A 17,810-nucleotide genomic window follows, 5' to 3' on the forward strand; every position below is an offset into this window, starting at 1 on the left:
CCGATGGATATGAACGAAATCAAAGAGATTTTTTTCCAAGAGTGCGAAGAACAGCTCGCCGAACTGGAATCGGGTCTTCTGAAGTTGAATGATGGCGACCGCGATCCGGAAACCGTCAATGCCGTCTTTCGTGCCGTTCATTCCATCAAGGGTGGGGCAGGGGCTTTCGGTCTCGAAGACCTTGTTGCCTTCGCCCACGTTTTCGAGACGACGCTCGATTGCGTCCGCTCCAACAAGCTTGAGCCGAACCAGGACGTCCTGAAGGTCATGCTGAAGGCGGCCGATGTGCTCGCCGACCTTACCAACGTCGCCCGCGACGGCGGTACCGTCGACCAGAGCAGAAGCCGTGGCCTCGTCAAGGAGCTCGAGGCACTGGCTCAGGGCGTCATGCCCTCCGCCTCGTCGCACCACCAAGAGGCACCCGCGCCCAAATCTGTCGCGGTTGCCGCTCCCGTTGCGGCGCCCGCATCGGGCGACGACAGCGGCTTCCAGCCCGTCCCCTTTACCTTCGACGAGTTCGACGGTGCGGAGGACGTGGTGGCCGAACTGCCGCAATACGATATCACCTTCAAGCCGCGCAACGAGCTTTATGCCAAGGGCAACGACGCGACGCTGCTGCTGCGCGACCTGTCGCGGCTCGGCGAGATGAGCATACGCTGCGATATGCAGACGCTGCCCGCCTTGCAGGATCTCGATGCGGAAGGCGCTTATTTTGGCTGGACGATCTCGATCAAGACCGACAGGGGCGAAGACGCGGTCCGTACCGTATTCGAATTTGCCGAATGGGACTGCGATCTGGAGATCAAAGTCGCTGAAGATCTCGACGCAGCCGTCTCGGCCGAAGAGCTTCCGATGATACCGGTGCCGTTCGATCTCTCGTCGCTCGATGACGACGTTGCACCTGCAGACGATGAAGTGGCGTCCGCGCCGGCCGCCGCCGCTGTCATGGCTGTGGAGACCGCAAGCAATGTCACGCCGATCGCTTCGGCCGCTGCTCGCGCTGAAAAGAGGGAGCCGCCGGCAGCCGCCGCGAATGCAGCTGGTGCCAACAGCACCGTCGCCGCCGGCCAGACCATCCGCGTCGACCTCGACCGTGTCGACAGGCTTATCAATCTCGTCGGCGAACTGGTCATCAACCAGGCAATGTTGTCGCAGAGCGTCGTCGAGAACGACAGCAACGGCACTTCGTCGATCAATATGGGCCTTGAGGAGCTGCAGCAGCTCACCCGCGAGATCCAGGACTCGGTCATGGCGATCCGCGCCCAGCCGGTCAAGCCGGTGTTCCAGCGCATGTCGCGTATCGTCCGCGAAATTGCCGACATGACCGGCAAGCAGATCCGGCTCGTCACCGAGGGTGAGAACACCGAAGTCGACAAGACGGTTATCGACAAGCTCGCCGAGCCGCTGACCCACATGATCCGCAACGCCGTCGACCACGGCGTCGAGAGCCCGGAAAAGCGCATCGCGCTCGGCAAGAACCCCGAGGGCACCGTTCGCCTGACGGCCAAGCACCGCTCCGGCCGCATCCTGATCGAACTGGCCGACGACGGCGCCGGCATCAATCGCGAACGAGTCCGCCAGAAGGCTATCGAGAACGAACTTATCCCGTCCGACGCCAATCTGACGGACGAGGAAATCGACAACCTGATCTTCCTTCCAGGTTTCTCGACTGCCGACAAGATCTCCGACATCTCCGGTCGCGGCGTCGGCATGGATGTGGTCAAGCGCTCCATCCAGGCCTTGGGCGGCCGTATCAACATCACGTCCAAGCCGGGCCACGGCTCCGTCTTCACGATGAGCCTGCCGCTGACCCTCGCAGTCCTTGATGGCATGGTGGTGACTGTCGCCGGCCAGACCCTCGTCGTGCCTTTGACCGCCATCGTCGAAACCCTGCAGCCGGAAGCTGCCGCCATCCACTCCTTCGGCGCCAACCATCGCCTGATCTCGATCCGCAATTCCTTCTGCCCGCTGATCGACGTCGGCCGCATCCTGAACTTCCGGGCCACCCAGGCCAACCCGGTCGAAGGCGTTGCACTGCTGGTAGAATCGGAAGGCGGAGGCCAGCGCGCACTGATGGTCGATGCCATCCAGGGCCAGCGCCAGGTCGTCATCAAGAGCCTCGAGGCCAACTACACCCATGTCCCGGGCATCGCGGCAGCGACAATCCTCGGCGACGGTCGCGTTGCCTTGATCCTGGATGTCGATGCCGTCGTCGCGGCTTCTCGCGGCCAGGCACTGAAGGCCGAGATGTCCTACGCGGCGGCGGGGTAAGATCATGTCCCAACCGCTCAAGGCTGCAGCACAAGGTATGCGCGAACTGATCGCCTTCCGCATCGGCGACCAGGAATTCTGCATCAATGTCATGTCGGTGCGAGAAATCCGTGGATGGACGCCGGCAACGGGGATCCCCTACGCTCCGCCCTATGTCCTCGGTGTCATCAATCTGCGCGGCGTCGTGCTACCGATCATGGACCTGTCCGCACGCCTCGGCATGCGGCCATCCGAACCGAGCGTGCGCCACGTCATCATCGTGACGCAGGTGAGAAGGCACACGGTCGGCCTGTTGGTCGAGGCCGTCTCGGACATTCTGACGATCAACGAAGATATTATCCAGCCGACGCCTGAAATGGCGTCCGACCTGCAGAAGCAGTTCGCCCGCGGGATCTTGTCGATAGATCGCCGAATGATTTGCCTGATCGAACTCGAAACCCTGTTCCCCGACATCGAAAGCCAAGCAGCATGAGTGTTATGGGATTTGCAGAAAGCCGGCAGTCGCCCGATGAAGTCCTTGCCAGCGGTGAATATCCGCTGACACGCCGGGACCTGATGGAAGTCGCCGCGATGATCTATGCCGATGCCGGTATCTCGCTCAACGAGACCAAGGCATCGCTTGTCTACTCACGGCTGTCGAAGCATATCCGCAATCTCGGTATCTCCGGCTTTCGCGAATATTGCGCGCTTGTCTCGTCGCCAGCCGGCGCTGCTGCCCGCAAGGACATGCTGTCTCACCTGACGACCAACTTTACCCGCTTCTTTCGCGAAAACCATCACTTCGAACATCTGCGGACAGACGTCCTGCCGGGGCTTCTGGCCCGCGCCAAGGCCGGTGGCCGGGTGCGGATCTGGTCGGCAGCCAGTTCGGACGGTCAGGAGCCCTATTCCATCGCGCTCACCGTCTTGTCGTTGATGCCGAATGCAGCGGATTATGACTTCCGGATCCTGGCGACAGACATCGACCCGAAGATCTTGGCGATCGCACGCGCCGGCGCCTATGACGAAGCGGCACTCGAGACGGTCTCGCCTGCGATGCGCAAGCAATGGTTCCAGGAAGTCGAGATCCAGGGCCGGAGGAAGTTCCAGGTCGATGATCGCGTCAAGCGGCTGATTACCTACAACGAATTGAACCTGATGGCACAATGGCCTTTCAAGGGCAATTTCGACGTGATCTTCTGCCGCAACGTCGTCATCTACTTCGACGAGCCGACCCAGGTCAAAATCTGGCAGCGCTTTGCCGGCCTGCTGCCGGACAAGGGCCATCTCTATATCGGCCACTCCGAGCGCGTGTCCGGCCCGGCCAAGGACGTCTTCGACAATATCGGCATCACTACCTACCGCTATATCGGCAAGAATGCGGGGAACAAGTCATGAGCGCACCTGCCCGCGTTCTGGTCGTCGACGACTCCGCCACCATGCGGGGTCTGATAACTGCCATCCTTAGTTCCGATCCCGGGGTCAACGTCGTTGGCCAGGCGAGCGATGCCATGGAGGCCCGTGCCGCCATCAAGGAACTCAATCCCGACGTCATCACGCTCGACATCGAGATGCCGAACATGAACGGCCTGGAGTTCCTAGAGAAGATCATGAAGCTTAGGCCGATGCCGGTGATCATGGTATCGACCATGACACACCGGGGCGCAGAGGCGAGCCTGACGGCACTGGAGATCGGCGCTTTCGATTGCGTCGGCAAGCCGGTCGCCGGCGAGCGCAACCCCTTCGGCGACCTCGTCGAAAAAGTGAAGGCTGCGGCCCGCTCGCAGCGCCAGTTTGCCAGCCAGGCGGCCCGACAGGCTCCGGTGACACCAACGGCCGTCGCTGACTTTCGGGTCGGCCGAAAGATCGTCGCCATCGGCTCGTCGACAGGTGGCGTAGAGGCGCTGATCGCTGTGCTGCAGAAATTCCCGGCCAACTGTCCGCCGACCGTCATCACCCAGCACATGCCGCAAACCTTTACCAAGAGCTTTGCCGAGCGGCTGAACCGTCTCTGCGCACCGGTGGTGCAGGAAGCGACCGACGGTGCCCGCCTGGAGATCGGCAAGATCTATCTCGCTCCCGGTGGCGAGCGTCATCTGCAGGTCGCCAGTGCCTCGGCGCCGCATTGCCGCCTGATCGACCGCGACCCGGTAAACGGTCATCGCCCCTCCGTAGACGTCCTGTTCGATTCGGTTGCAGAATTGGCCGGGCGCAACGCCGTGGGTGTGATCCTGACCGGGATGGGTCGTGACGGGGCCGCAGGTTTACTAAAAATGCGCCATGCTGGTGCAAGAACCATCGGACAGAACGAAAAAACCTGCGTTGTTTACGGAATGCCAAGAGTTGCACACGAACTTGGCGCGGTTGAGCAGCAGCTTGCACTGTCTGCCATCGGTGACGAAATATTGAAAATGACAGCCGCCCGAAAGGAGAGCGAATAATGTCTCTTGCGGAGAAAATCAAAGTCCTGATCGTTGATGATCAGGTCACCAGCCGCCTACTCTTGAGTGATGCCTTGACCCAACTCGGCTTCAAGCAAATCACGTCGGCTGGCGACGGCGAACAGGGGATGAAGATCATGGCGCAGCAGCCCCATCATCTCGTCATCTCTGACTTCAACATGCCGAAGATGGACGGTCTGGGACTTCTACAGGCGGTCCGGACCAATCCGGCCACCAAGAAAGCCGCGTTCATCATCCTGACCGCGCAGGGCGACCGTGCCCTGGTGCAGAAGGCGGCCGCCCTGGGTGCAAACAACGTTCTCGCCAAGCCCTTTACCATCGAAAAGATGAAGGCGGCTATCGAGGCTGTGTTTGGAGCCCTCAAATGATCACCGAGGGTGCAGTCCGGCGCGTGCACATCATACAAGGCGAGTACAAGGTTCTCAGCGACCCGGATGCGGTGCTGTCGACCATTCTCGGCTCGTGCGTGGCTGCATGTTTGCGTGATCCTGTCGCCGGTGTCGGCGGCATGAACCACTTTCTGTTGCCGGGCAATGCCGGCTCGCCGATGACCGGCGGAGATGCGACGCGCTATGGCGTCCATCTCATGGAATTGCTGATCAACGGGCTCCTGAAGCAGGGAGCCCGCCGCGATCGGCTGGAAGCCAAGATATTTGGCGGTGCGAAGACGATTGCGACCTTCTCGAATGTCGGCGAGCAGAATGCCGCATTCGCCGTGCAGTTCCTGCGTGACGAAGGCATTCGTGTCGTCGGTTCCAGCACGGGAGGCGACCACGGACGCAAGGTTGAATTCTGGCCGGTATCGGGTCGGGCGCGGCAATATCCGCTGACCGGTGCCGAAACCAAGAAAACGGTCGATCTTGAGCGCCGTCCGGTCGTTGCAGCCAGGCCTGTCGAAAACACGGTCGAATTCTTTTGAAAAGCGAGGCCTACTCATGAACGCTATCTCGTCTACGGAGGCTTCGACTGTCGAGGAGGCGCTGCCCGCCATCCTCATGCGGATAGTTTCTGAGTTGCATGACGTCGCCTACCTGATCGAGCGCATCGAGCCGCAACTGCTGGAACTGAAAGGCATCGACGCGCAGTCGCCGGATTCCATGAAGGTCATGCAGGGCATCGATCTGGCCGTCCAGAAAACCCGCGGCATCGCCGAGTTCATCGATACCTTCACGGCTGAGATTCCGGAAGCGTGGATCGTCGACGTCGCGACCGCACTCAGCCTGGTAAAGCTCTCCGAAATGCAGAAGGCCCTCGGCGGCGGCGTCCGTCATGGCCATTCGCAGCCACTGAGCAAGGCTGCCGGCGACTTCGACTTCTTCTAGTCGCCACGAAAATCGAAATGCAAGACGCGGTCTCCCGCGGCTTTTTCCGAGCCCACGCGAGCCTCGACCGCGTTGGAAGAAACGCTCGCGCAAGCTTCGCTGCCTATCTTCGCTGCAGGGCACAAAGCCAGTTTGGTCTTTGACGAAGCGTGCGAGAACAGAATGAATCTGTTAAATCAACTACTTCAGATATTGAAGAATGTTCAGAATCTAGGCCGAAACCGCCTTATGGCGTTGGGCGGCGTCGCAGTGCTTTCCATTGCCGTGGTTCTGGGCGCAGCCCTTTACGTCAATAAGCCCGCCCAGGAGACGCTTTATGTCGGTCTGGACAAGCCGGACCTGAACCAGATCAGCATCGCGCTTGCAGAAGCCAACATTGCATTCCAGGTCGGCACCGACGGTACCAGCGTCACCGTTCCTGCAGGCACCACAGGCAAAGCACGTCTGCTGCTCGCCGAAAAAGGCCTCCCCAACAGCACCAATGCCGGCTACGAACTGTTCGACAATGTCGGCTCGCTCGGCCTGACCTCCTTCATGCAGGAAGTCACCCGCGTCCGCGCTCTCGAAGGTGAGATCGGTCGCACCATCACCTCGATCAACGGCATCAGCGCCGCGCGCGTTCACATCGTCATGCCCGATGTCGGCAACTTTCGCAAAGCCGGGCAAAAGCCCACAGCCTCCGTCATGATCCGCGCCGGCTCCGAAGCCGGCCGCAAGTCTGCCCAGTCCATTCGCCATCTCGTCGCCTCGGCCGTGCCCGGTCTCGAAGTCGACGACGTAACGATCCTGGATTCCACTGGCCAACTGCTCGCCTCCGGCGACGATCCGGGCAACAATGCCCTCAATCGCAACCTCGGCATCGTGCAGAATGTCCAGAGCGAGGTCGAGAAGAACATCGACAAGGCGCTTGCTCCCTTCCTCGGCATGGACAATTTCCGCTCCAGTGTCACGGCGCAGCTAAATACGGACACGCAGCAGATCCAATCGACAGTCTACGATCCGGAATCCAAGGTCGAGCGCTCTGTCCGCACCACCAAAGAAGCCCAGAAGTCACAGCAGCAGCAGTCCGACACCGCAGCAACGGTCGAGCAGAACATCCCCCAGGCGGCGCCCGCTGCCGGCGGCGCCAGCCCGCAAAACAGCGACCAGACCGACAAGAAGGACGAGCAGACCAACTACGAGATCAACAGCACGACCACGGCCACCGTCCGCAACAGCTACAAGCTCGAGAAGCTTTCGGTCGCCGTCGTCGTCAACAAGGGTCGCATCGCCAAGATGGTCGGTGAACCCGCCGACCAGGCGAAGATCGACGCGTATATCGCCGACATGCAGAAGATTGTTTCGACTGCTGCCGGACTCGACCCCAAGCGCGGCGATATCATCACCGTCAACGCCATGGACTTCCTCGACACCCAGTTGCTCGACGACACGGCCTCGAGCCCCGGCATCATGGACATGCTGAGCCGCAACATGGCTGGCATCATCAACTCGCTCGCCTTCGTCGTCGTCGCCTTCCTGATCATCATGATGGGCTTCCGTCCTCTGATCCGCTCGGTAACCGGTGGACGCCTGGCCGGTGGCGAAACCGATAGCGCCCTGCCGGATGCGGCAGGCCTCGAACTGCCGGACTTTGCTCCAGGCGGTGCAGGCGCCGGTGGCGCGCTGATGGACGGCTTCGGCTCCGACTTTGGCTTCGACAGCACCGACGACCTGCTGACGATGGGCGACGACGACGGCAACTTCAATCGCCGCGTCAAGGAGGGCCCGGAACGTCGCCTGTCGCGCATGGTGGAAATGAGCGAAGAGCGCGCCGCAAAAATTCTCCGAAAATGGGCAGTCGACGTTGCCGCGTAACACAAGGGCCGGGTTCACTCCCGGCCTTTTTCATGATCGCTTTGACACCTTTGTTCTTCACAAAGCCGGCCATTGATGGTTTTGCAGAATCGTTTTAACGTCGAACTGATGAATGGATTAACGGGCCGATTTTGACCGGTTATTCAAATACAGAGAATAGAGGCTTCCACAATCCTTAAAACTTGGAGGTCTGATGCTCCAGGGTGTACGTTTGTTCATAGTGATTCGGGGACAGAGAGTTAAAACACTCAAGGTCAGATTTGGTCCAGGCAGGACGTCCTAGCGCCCACGTTAAACGTTTAACATGGCAGGAAATGCAAATGGACATGAATATACTTCAGGCCAGCCGCAGCGAAGGTGATGTTATTCTTCCAACGCTTCCCGCCAAGAGCATGACCCGTGACCAGCTTATCCTGCGTCTGATGGACGTTGCAGGTTCCCCCTATATCCATTCGGGCTTGCGCGCCCTGACCGATTATATCGGCGCCTCCCACTATATGCTTGCCCGCTGCGACCTGCTCCAGGAGAGCGGCCTCGATTTCGTCATGTCGTCTGACTGGCCGTTCGATCTTGTCCGGCGGCTGGCATCCGATCTCGTCGGGGCCTACGTGCGGACCACAGAACTCGAGAAGTGCATGCTGCTGTTCCAGCCGAGCTTTTCTGTTTTGCCCGACGACGTGACCTTACCGGAGGGCTCGAGCCGGCAGTACTGCTCGCTGACACTCAATGTCGGCCGCACCCGGCTGTCGCTGATGCTGCTCTATCGCGACGGATTCATCCTGTCGCCCGAGCGTCTTCGTGAAGTCGGGTTGCTGACGGCCTATTTCGCGAGCTTTGGTCATTGCGTCGAGGGCAAGGGCGAGCGCAGTTTCGAATTGACGGACCGGGAGCTGGAATGCCTGTTCTGGATCGCCGAGGGCAAGACCAGCGATGAAATCGCCATGATTCTCGGTATCTCCCGCAACACGATCAACAACTACATAACCAGCGTCATGCGCAAGACCGCAACCAAGACCCGGTCCGAAGCGATCGCGTTTGCGGTCAGAAACAATCTGGTCTGAGGGGTCACGATGAAACACGCGCCGGACAGAACGACCGTATCGCGCGAACTGAAGATGACGCGGGTTCACCGTATCTCCAGCCGTTCCGACCTTTTTCCGCGGCTGGTCGCGATGCAGAAGCTGATCGACGCCCAGAATTTCGCAATTTACCGTGTCGCCGGGTCTGGCCTTCCCAACAGGCTGCGCCTGGTCTGTGAGCTGGAAAACTTCGGTCCGGCCAATCCGTTGGTCGCGAAGGCTATTCTCGACGCTTATGGCGACGACATGCTGGAGCATCTCGAAAAATCGCTGCTGCCGCTCATGTGGAACGGCGTCGACGACGAGAGCACGGCGGAAGCGATCGATTTTGCCGCGTTCACCTCGCGCCTTAAATCCAAGATGTTGCCCTATGCCGGCATTGCCTTTCCCGTCCGGCTGGGAACCGTTGGTAACGGCATTGTTCTGTTCACCGCCAATTTTATCGATGTCAGCAGCGACGTCATCGTCGACCTCCATGGTCGAAGCTGCCAGATCATGATGGATCTGCTGTCACTGGACGAGCGGCGCAACTCGGCGGTGGAATCCCTGAGCGAGCGGGAAATCGCCTGCCTGCAACTGGCTGGAGACGGACGGATCAGCGAAGAAATCGCGGACAAGCTTGGCCTTTCCGTCCATACGGTCAACGCTTATCTCGGCTCGGCGACGATCAAGCTCGACAGCGTCAACCGCATTCAGGCAATCGCGAAGTCCATCCGTCTTGGCTATATCAGCTGACATCAGCGTCATCCATTCGATCCGTTTGGGGCTAAACGCGCTTCACCCGGCGCTTGCCGGGTGAAGCTGGAGGTCTGATGGCAGCATCAGGCAGCCGCGAAAGGCACGGCCACGAAGCTCTTGGTACCGTTCCGTTCGATCATCAGCAGCACCGACTTGCGGCCGGCCTTGCTGGCCTGCGCTACCTCCGCCTGAATGTCATGCGCGTTGCGGGCCGGCTTCTGGTTGACGGAGACGATCACATCGCCTGGCTGGATGCCGGCAGACGCCGCAGCCTTGTCGGGATTGACGCTTTCCACCACGACGCCAGTGGCGCTGTCCGGAAGATTGAGCGACTGGCGAACTTCCGGTGTCAGTTCCGCAAGGCCGATGCCGAGCGCAGGCTTATGGCCCTGTTGCGTGTCACTGCTTTCGACGGAAGCCTGCTCGTCGCCCTTGTCGTTACCGCCAACGGTCACCGGTAGATCAACGGATTTGCCGTCGCGCCACACGGTCAGGCTCTCTTTCGTACCCGGCGACAGGTCGGCCACGAAGCGCGACAGGTCCTTCGGCATTTTCACGGTCCTGCCGCCAAGGCCGGTGATGATGTCGCCGCTCTTGACGCCGGCATTTGCGGCCGGTGTTCCGTCGCTCACCTGCGCCACCAGGGCGCCCTGCGCCTCGGTCAGACCGACGGCTTCGGCGATATCCTGCGTGACCGGCTGGATCTCGACCCCGAGATAGCCATGGTCGATAGAGCCGCTCTTCTCGAGCTTGGCGACGATGGTCTTGGCCTCGTCGGACGGAATGGCGAAGCCGACGCCGACGCTGCCGCCGTTCGGAGAGTAGATGGCCGTATTGATACCCACCACCTGGCCGTTGCTATCGACCAGCGGGCCGCCGGAATTGCCGTGGTTGATCGGCGCATCGATCTGGATGAAATCGTCGTAGGGGCCGCTATGGAGGTCACGGCCACGGGCGGAAACGATGCCGGCGGTGACGGTCGTGCCGATGCCGAAGGGATTTCCGATGGCGAGAATCTGGTCGCCAAGCTTCAGCTTGTCGGAATCTCCCCATGCGATTGTCGCCAGGGGCTTGGGAGACTGGATCTTGATGACGGCGAGGTCGGACTTGGGATCGGCGCCGAGCAGCTTGGCCGGCAGTTCCGTTCCGTCATCGAGTGTCACCTTGATGTCGATGGCCTTGTCGATCACGTGGTTGTTGGTGACGATCACGCCGTCAGAGCTGATGATGAAGCCGGAACCGAGGGCCTGGCTGTGACCTTGGCGGCCCTGCGGCGCCTGCTGCGGCATCGGCATGCCCTGGCCACCGAAGAACTGGCGGAACTGCTGGTCCATAGGAGAACTGTCGCTGTCGTCGCTGACATTGTCGGCTTTCATCGTCGTGGTGATGGTGACGACCGCAGGCTTGTCGGCGCTGACGATCGGCGCAAACGAGCCATTGGCAGCGACGATCCCGCTGACGGCGCCTGATTGGCCTGCAGCATTGGCGGCCGTGCCATTGAAAACCAGCGGCAGCGAGGCCGCGCCAAGGATGAAAGCAGCGCCAACGAGGGCTGCGGTACGGTGTCTCTGAAGAATTGACGACATGATGTTGGTCCCTTGCGAGCGTGTGAACACGATGCCGGGCCGCCTGTCTCGCGTCAGCGGTCGTTTGCATCAAAGGCTCAGGTAGGTCTGCCATGCAGCAGATGGGTTTGCCTGAACTTCGACGCCAAGTAATAGCCCGCTCGAAACAGGTGTCATGTTAAACATAAATAATCAGAATATTGCGGATATGACCACATTTTTGCCGATAAAGCGGGATTAGGGGCCGAAGTTACAGAAAAGTAATTTAAATCGCAGCCAGTATTACTTGACGGCAATGTTGGCCGCCATGCCGCGTAATGCTGCAGGGATGTGGGGCTGAACACGCGCGTAAAAAAACCAAGGCGACGGTCATGCGTCGCCTTGGTTTCCAATTGGGATGTCGGCAGTTCAGACGCGTCAGGCGTTCATCGCCGGTGATGTCGGTATGGTGTAACGTGCCTGGCTGAGGCTCTGGGCGAGCATCGCCGTATTTTCGTCCGGATCGCTCGACGGATTGTCGAAGGCGATGTGGTTGATCTCCACTCCGGCGTGGTGTTCGGTCAACGCCAGCTTGGCGTAGACGGTTATGCCGACCGGTTTGATCTCGAGGTCGATGCTGACTTCCGCCGGTCCGCCCCATTCGAGGGCGTAGTCACCCCCTAGGCCAAAATTGACCGTGCCCGGAAGGAAGTAGAGTTCTGCGGCAGAGGCAACCAGGTCTGCAAGGTTGCCATAGGATTCAAAACGCAGCAGGGAAATCAGGTCCGCTGCGTCAAGCAGTCTCAGTTCGCTTGCCACAGGGCTAATGGCCTCGGCAAGGATCTGTTCGCGTTTTTCGGAGTAGGGGCATCTTTTCATTCTTTATGGTACCCGCTTATTATTTGATTTCGCCGCATAGATCCGATGAATCAGTTCTGCGACGGCCTTAAAAAATACTGACGGGATGACACTATCGACCGAGACTTGCGCAAACATGGAGCGCGCTAGCGGCGGATCCTCGAACACGGGGATGTTGTTTTCCTCGGCAATCTCTCTGATTCTGAGTGCAATCAGGTCCTGGCCTTTGGCGACTACGACCGGCGCATCGTTTTCCGACCTGACGTAGCGCAGCGCTACGGCGAAGTGGGTCGGGTTGGCAATGACAAGCGTTGCGCGCGAGACGTTTTTCATCATCCGCCGGCGGGCCCTGTCGCGGGCGATCGATCTCTGGCGGGCCTTGACGATTGGGTCGCCCTGGGACTGCTTGAACTCGTCCTTGACGTCCTGTTTCGTCATGCGCAGCTGGTCGTACCAATGGTAGCGCGTCCAGAACAGGTCGATGATGCCGACGATCGCGGTCGCAAGCAGCACCACCACGAGGATCTTCTTGATGATGCTCCCAAGCCGGACGAAAATCGTCTGCGGATCGGAAAACATCGAATCGATCGAGCCGAAGAACTCGCTGCGCAGCACGAAAAACATGATGATCCCGACAACGACGATCTTCATCATCGACTTGCCGAATTCCACCAGTCCGGGGACGCTGAAGATGCGCTTCCAGCCGGCCACCGGCGAAATTCGCGACATCTGCGGCCGGATGCGTTCGAGCACGGGTGATGGCAAATGCTGGGCGACCGAGGAACTGATGCCGAACAGGAAGAACAGCACGACCGCTGGCAGCAGCAGGTTGCCGACTTCCCAGCCGATCTTCACGAACAGCGACATCACGTCCGAGCCGGTTTCCAAGCTCCATTGGTCCGGATTTTCGAACAGGTCGCGAAGTACCTGGCCCATCCGGGCCATCCGATCCGGCAGGAAGAAAATCATGTAGATGAAGGTGGCAAGCATGGAGGCAAATAGCGTTGCCTCCCGCGACATCGGGATATTGCCCTTGTCTGTCGCTTCCCGAAGTTTTTTCTCGGTCGGATTCTCGGTCTTGCTGTCTTTGTCCTCGTCGGCCAAATCCGCTGCCCTTTTCAAGCCGAAAGGCCGCGCATCATGCGCAGCCTGATCTTCGAGGGAGTCTAGACCTCCCGGTCGCCGGGTTCAACTCGGGCCATGTCCCGCAACGGGCTTGTCAACAGCTGCGGTTAAGCGGCCTCGGTGTCGGCAACGACGGGTTCCTTGAGCTGGATCTGGCCGGAATTGGCAAGCCGGATCGCTTCCTGGGCAATTGCGCGGCGGGCGATGGCGATCTCGCGCGGGTTGATGCCGTTCGTACCGGCAGCAAGGTCCGATTCGATCATGCGGCGCTGACGCGGGCTGATCGAGGCTAGCACCGTCTCGCGCATCTCTCCGGAAGACCCGCGCAAGGCCATCGTCAGGATGTCTGCGGAGATGTCGTTGAGCAGCAGGACGCGGCCGCGCTGCGGCATCAGCATCAGGTCGTCGAACAGGAAGATCTTCGGACGGACCTTGTCGACGGAAGCCTGGCTCAACGTTTCGAGCGAGCTCAGCAGCGTATCGACCTGCGGCTTCTCCATTTCGTTCATCAGTTCCGCAACCTTGGCAGAGCCGCCTGCGTTGCGTTCCATCTCGATCTCCGCCAACAGCGCCACGACGCGGTTTTCGATGATCTGTGCCGCCTTCGGACTGACGTCCTTGAGGTTGACCGTCCGGTTCATGATGTCGGCGCGCTGGGCGTCGGGGATCTGCATCAGCACCTTGGCGCCGAACGAGGATGGCATCATCGAGAGGATATAGGCGATGGTCTGCGGATGTTCCTTTAGGAGGAAGCTGCCGACAAAAGCCGGTTCGCCTTCGCCGAGGCGGTCCCAGATCGACGTTTCGAAGGCCTGGAAGGCTGTGCGGCGGCCGAGCAGGCTGTCAACCTCGTCTGGCGTCAGGCCCTCCTCGAGAATGCTCTCGATGGCCTTGGCATTGTCCATCAGACCGGCACCTTCGGTGAACAGGTCTTCGAATTCGGCAACGAGGATCGCCAGTTCGTCCGGGGGAATGGGGCGCAGCGACTGGGCGGACGAAATGATAAGCTGCAATTCGTGCTGGGTAAAATATTTCAACAGACGCCCCGCGACCTCCTTGCCCATGGCAAGCAGAACGGCTGCGGCTTTTTCAGCCTGAGATAACGGTTTCTCGGCTACAGCGCCGCCGAAATCGTCAAAGTCCATCATGGTCTTCTCCGTCCCAGACTTGGGGGGTATTAGGCTTTCTTCGTGCCCAAAACTTCAATAAGCTTGATCCCGAAGCGCGTATCGTCATTTTCCAGCACGGTGATTTCGCCGCGGGCAATCCGCCGACCGTTGACCGTGATCTCAACCGGCTCGCCGATTTTCTTGTCGAGGGCGATGATCGCCCCTTCCGTCAGGTTCATCAGGCCGGAGACCTGCATGCGGCTGCTGCCAAGCACGATCTGGACATCGATCGGGATGTCCATGATCAGGTCCATGTTCGACGTCAGCGCGCTGCCTGGCGCCTGCTGTGTCTCAAACGAAGAACCGCCGAAATCCCCGATGTCGCCAAGGTCCGAATCTGTCGATGCGCTATCATCGCCGAAATCGCCAAAACTGGAAAGGCTCATCGGCGACGCTGCAGCGTCGTCCTCCTCAGCGCCGAAATCGCCGCCGAAGTCTGAAAGGTCGCCGGCATCCTTTTTCAGGACGCCGCGCAAACCGTCGATCGCATCGTTCAACTCGTCCTCGTTGCCGGGCAGGTCGAGAGCGTCTTCGCCAACAGTTTTTGTTTTCCTGGGTGCCATAACTTTACTATTCCATCTGAAACTTGCCTCAAGCTGCCGTTGGCAGCCCCGGGCTTTGGAAACCGATCAATTCATCAGGTGCTTGAGCAATTCGCTATCGGAGTTGACCGTGTCCTTGACGCGCACCGTGTAGTTTTCGCCGGACTTGCCGAATTCGCAGATATAGATGTCCTTGCCGTTGGCGCTGACTTCGACATTCACATCGCTGCTGTCCATGAAGGGAATGACGTCGCCGACGGCAAGCTTGGAGATCGTCTCCAGCGTCAGCGATTCCAGCCGGATACGGGCATCGATCGTCACGTGCGAGCGTTGAACCTGTTCCTTGATCTGTTGCGTCCAGGCTTCCGACTTCACCGTCTGGTTCTTTGCTTTCGGCGGTGTGACGACGGTTTTCAGCAGCACCTTCTGCGGCACCACCAGCATGAAATGCGATGTGGCGGCGCCGAGCTTGATCGACATCTTGATGGCTGCCGCATACTCGTCCGGCTGGCCTTCCGCCGGCGGCTTGCGGTCCTCGATATTCTGCGCTGGCTCGAGATAGGGCTCGAAACCGCCCGGTGCGTTGACGGCGGAGCGCAGCACGCTGGCGATCTTGTCGAACACCATGACGGCAAGGTCGAGCTCCATCAGCGAGAGCGGCCGCAGCTTCGGTGTTGTAATCGTCTCGGGCATCGCGCCCAGCATCCGCTCCATCAGCGTCAGGATAAATCCCGCGCCGCAGCCCAGCACGAAGTTCGGCGACCAGTTGCGCAACGAGCCGTGGACGACGGCGACGTTGGCTCCAAGCCCTTCGATCAGTTCGTCCATGGCGCCGGTCTTGCTGCCGGCATAGGAGACGACGACGTCGATGCCGATCTCGCTCTTGATAAGGTCAGGTAGGAATTCGCTGTAGACCTGACCGATCGAGGCACAAAGTTTCTCGACCCGCTGGTGATCGCCCAGGCCGCCGGTCAGCTTGGCGAGAAGGGTCGGACTCATCGGCGTACGCGGTGTATCATCCATCATCAAGCTGCCTTGTTCTCGCCGCCCGGATTCATCATTTCCTGCTCGACGGCATCGATCGAGGGACGCTCATAAGCCGAAATTGTCTTGCGGCCGTATTCGAGGGCAACCTGCGGAACGGAGCCGTTCATGTAGGCCAGCAGCGTCTGCTTGACGATGACATAGAGGCGATGCTGCTTGCTGCGGACGATCTTGATCTGCGAAACCAGCGGTGCACACACCGAATAGGACAGCAGGATGCCGAGGAAGGTGCCGACCAGCGCCGAGCCGATCAGCTCGCCCAGCACTTCCGGTGGATCGTTGATGTGGCTCATCGCCTTGATGACGCCGAGAACGGCCGCGACGATACCGATAGCCGGGAAGGCGTCGCCCATCGTCGAGATGGCGTAGAAGGGCTTCATCTTGTCATGCAGGATGGTGTTTATTTCCTCGTCCATCAGCGCCTCGATCTCGTGTGAGCGGGCATTGCCGATGATGATCAGGCGGACATAGTCGCAGATGAAGGCCGTCAGTTCCTTGTTCTTCAGGATCGTCGGCGCCGTCTGGAAGATCGAGGATTCGTCCGGATTGTCGATATGGGCTTCGATCTCGTTGCGCGACTTGGTGCGCAAGTCGCGCATCAGGGCATAGAGGACGCCGAGGACGTCGAGGTAGTTGCGTTCCTTCGGCACCGAATGCTTGAAAGCCTCTCCCAGTGCTTTCCCGGAATCCTTGATGACTTTCATGGTGTTGGCCATGATGAAGCCACCGAATCCGGCACCCCCGATCACCAGGAACTCGAATGGCTGCATCAGCGCACCGAGATGGCCACCCATGGCCATAAAGCCACCGATGATGCAACCAAAGGTCACAACGAATCCGATTATGATGTTCATCGACGGTCCATACCTGACGTTGTTTCTGATGTCTGGAGTAGGTTGCCTATCTTGCGTGAGGCTGTTTCCCACGCCGTTTTTGCCAAGTCTTCCATAGTGTCAGCTTCGCACAAGGAAGTGCTGAGATAAGGCAGGGCAAGGGCATCCATGCCCATCTAACGAATGGACACGCAAGCCACGGGCGGCTTCCATTTCCGTTATTCTCCAATGTCCGGAGGGCGTTGCAATGCAGTCTGGTATCTATGTATCTCTATCCTCGCAGATGGCCCTCGAACGGCGGCTGACGACGATCGCCGACAACATGGCCAATGTGAACACCACCGGCTTTCGCGGCACGGAGGTCAAGTTCAACCAGGTGCTCAGCAACACCGACAACAAGCTCGGCTCCAAGGTCGCCTTCGTGACGCAAGGCAACGATTATCTCTCAACCGAGACCGGCGAACTGCAGAACACCGGCAGCCTGTTCGACTTCGCGGTCAAGGGCGATGCCTGGTTCGGCATCAACACCCCCGCAGGCACAGTGCTCACCCGAGACGGACGGTTCTCGATGACGTCGACTGGAGCCCTTGTATCGGAGCGGGGCTTCCCCGTGCTCGATCCCAATGGCGGCCAGATCCAGCTCAATCCGCAGGGCGGCGAACCCAATGTCACGGCCACCGGCGAGATTTTCCAGAATAACAAGCAGATGGGCACGATCGGTCTCTATACCGCCGACCTCAGCAAGGGCTTCGTGCGCTATTCCAACAGCGGCATCATTGCCTCGCAGACACCGCAGGCGGTCGTCGACAGTTCCAAGGTCGGCGTTGCTCAAGGATATCTCGAAAATTCGAACGTCAACGGCATGCGCGAGATGACGCAGCTGATCGAAGTCAGCCGCGCCTTCGACAACATATCGACGCTGACGGGCTCGAGCGAGAGCTCGCTCGACGAGGCAATCAAGACCCTCGGCAGCAAGTCATCGTAAGGGGT

Annotated in this window: 18 protein-coding genes; 11 read left to right on the forward strand and 7 right to left on the reverse strand. The window is 59.7% G+C overall.

Translation table 11 applies throughout. From position 1 onward, the window contains the following. Positions 1–3: 3 nt before the first annotated feature. The 10 genes from PR017_RS01085 (at position 4) to visR (ending at position 9,702) form a co-directional block, all read left to right on the forward strand. Positions 4–2,271: a chemotaxis protein CheA gene (locus PR017_RS01085; protein ID WP_111216776.1), complete on the forward strand. Its 2,268-nt coding sequence runs from the start codon at positions 4–6 to the stop codon at positions 2,269–2,271. A 4-nt stretch (positions 2,272–2,275) separates the two neighbouring features. Next, the gene (locus PR017_RS01090; protein WP_111216778.1) at positions 2,276–2,743 is read left to right on the forward strand and encodes a chemotaxis protein CheW; all 468 of its coding nucleotides are present in this window, start codon (positions 2,276–2,278) and stop codon (positions 2,741–2,743) included. Beyond that, complete coding sequence (gene cheR / locus PR017_RS01095) at positions 2,740–3,648, forward strand: protein-glutamate O-methyltransferase CheR (protein ID WP_111216780.1); 909 nt, start codon at positions 2,740–2,742, stop codon at positions 3,646–3,648. Before PR017_RS01090 ends, cheR begins: the two co-directional genes overlap by 4 nt. Then, positions 3,645–4,691 carry a protein-glutamate O-methylesterase CheB gene (cheB, locus tag PR017_RS01100; protein WP_111216782.1) on the forward strand — a complete coding sequence of 349 codons (1,047 nt, stop codon included), beginning with the start codon at positions 3,645–3,647 and terminating at the stop codon, positions 4,689–4,691. Before cheR ends, cheB begins: the two co-directional genes overlap by 4 nt. Continuing rightward, positions 4,691–5,080 (forward strand): response regulator, encoded by a 390-nt coding sequence (locus PR017_RS01105; RefSeq protein ID WP_111216784.1) that lies wholly within the window; start codon positions 4,691–4,693, stop codon positions 5,078–5,080. Before cheB ends, PR017_RS01105 begins: the two co-directional genes overlap by 1 nt. Then, positions 5,077–5,631, forward strand: a complete 555-nt coding sequence (gene cheD / locus PR017_RS01110) for a chemoreceptor glutamine deamidase CheD (RefSeq protein ID WP_111216786.1) — start codon at positions 5,077–5,079, stop codon at positions 5,629–5,631. Before PR017_RS01105 ends, cheD begins: the two co-directional genes overlap by 4 nt. Positions 5,632–5,647: 16 nt before the next feature. Continuing rightward, positions 5,648–6,034 (forward strand): chemotaxis protein CheT, encoded by a 387-nt coding sequence (gene cheT / locus PR017_RS01115; RefSeq protein ID WP_111216788.1) that lies wholly within the window; start codon positions 5,648–5,650, stop codon positions 6,032–6,034. 162 nt (positions 6,035–6,196) lie between these two features. Further along, on the forward strand, positions 6,197–7,888 hold the full coding sequence (gene fliF / locus PR017_RS01120) for a flagellar basal-body MS-ring/collar protein FliF (RefSeq protein WP_111216790.1): 1,692 nt from the start codon (positions 6,197–6,199) through the stop codon (positions 7,886–7,888). A gap of 320 nt (positions 7,889–8,208) precedes the next feature. Further along, positions 8,209–8,949: a transcriptional regulator VisN gene (gene visN, locus PR017_RS01125; RefSeq protein ID WP_111216792.1), complete on the forward strand. Its 741-nt coding sequence runs from the start codon at positions 8,209–8,211 to the stop codon at positions 8,947–8,949. Between the two features lie 9 nt (positions 8,950–8,958). Beyond that, a complete protein-coding gene (visR, locus tag PR017_RS01130) occupies positions 8,959–9,702 on the forward strand; it encodes a transcriptional regulator VisR (protein ID WP_111216794.1) in 744 nt (247 codons plus the stop codon). 86 nt (positions 9,703–9,788) lie between these two features. On the opposite strand, the gene PR017_RS01135 is transcribed toward visR, so the two are convergent. From PR017_RS01135 to motA, 7 genes are all read right to left on the reverse strand, one after another. After that, positions 9,789–11,291, reverse strand: a complete 1,503-nt coding sequence (locus PR017_RS01135) for a DegQ family serine endoprotease (protein ID WP_111216796.1) — start codon at positions 11,289–11,291, stop codon at positions 9,789–9,791. A 396-nt stretch (positions 11,292–11,687) separates the two neighbouring features. Further along, the gene (locus PR017_RS01140) at positions 11,688–12,128 is read right to left on the reverse strand and encodes a hypothetical protein (protein ID WP_111216798.1); all 441 of its coding nucleotides are present in this window, start codon (positions 12,126–12,128) and stop codon (positions 11,688–11,690) included. 3 nt (positions 12,129–12,131) lie between these two features. Next, positions 12,132–13,211: a flagellar biosynthesis protein FlhB gene (gene flhB, locus PR017_RS01145; RefSeq protein WP_111216800.1), complete on the reverse strand. Its 1,080-nt coding sequence runs from the start codon at positions 13,209–13,211 to the stop codon at positions 12,132–12,134. Between the two features lie 128 nt (positions 13,212–13,339). Continuing rightward, positions 13,340–14,380 (reverse strand): flagellar motor switch protein FliG, encoded by a 1,041-nt coding sequence (fliG, locus tag PR017_RS01150; RefSeq protein ID WP_111216802.1) that lies wholly within the window; start codon positions 14,378–14,380, stop codon positions 13,340–13,342. 29 nt (positions 14,381–14,409) lie between these two features. Next, positions 14,410–14,964, reverse strand: a complete 555-nt coding sequence (fliN, locus tag PR017_RS01155; RefSeq protein WP_111216803.1) for a flagellar motor switch protein FliN — start codon at positions 14,962–14,964, stop codon at positions 14,410–14,412. Between the two features lie 66 nt (positions 14,965–15,030). After that, entirely contained in the window at positions 15,031–15,966 is a 936-nt protein-coding gene (locus tag PR017_RS01160; RefSeq protein ID WP_111216985.1) for a FliM/FliN family flagellar motor switch protein, read from the reverse strand. A 2-nt stretch (positions 15,967–15,968) separates the two neighbouring features. Further along, a complete protein-coding gene (gene motA / locus PR017_RS01165) occupies positions 15,969–16,841 on the reverse strand; it encodes a flagellar motor stator protein MotA (protein WP_111216805.1) in 873 nt (290 codons plus the stop codon). Positions 16,842–17,067: 226 nt separating this feature from the next. Between motA and flgF the strand changes: the two genes are divergently transcribed. Beyond that, positions 17,068–17,805, forward strand: coding sequence for a flagellar basal-body rod protein FlgF (gene flgF, locus PR017_RS01170; protein ID WP_111216807.1), 738 nt, complete (start codon positions 17,068–17,070; stop codon positions 17,803–17,805). Positions 17,806–17,810: the final 5 nt, after the last annotated feature.

The organism is Rhizobium tumorigenes, assembly GCF_003240565.2.
Classification (GTDB): Bacteria; Pseudomonadota; Alphaproteobacteria; order Rhizobiales; family Rhizobiaceae; genus Rhizobium; species Rhizobium tumorigenes.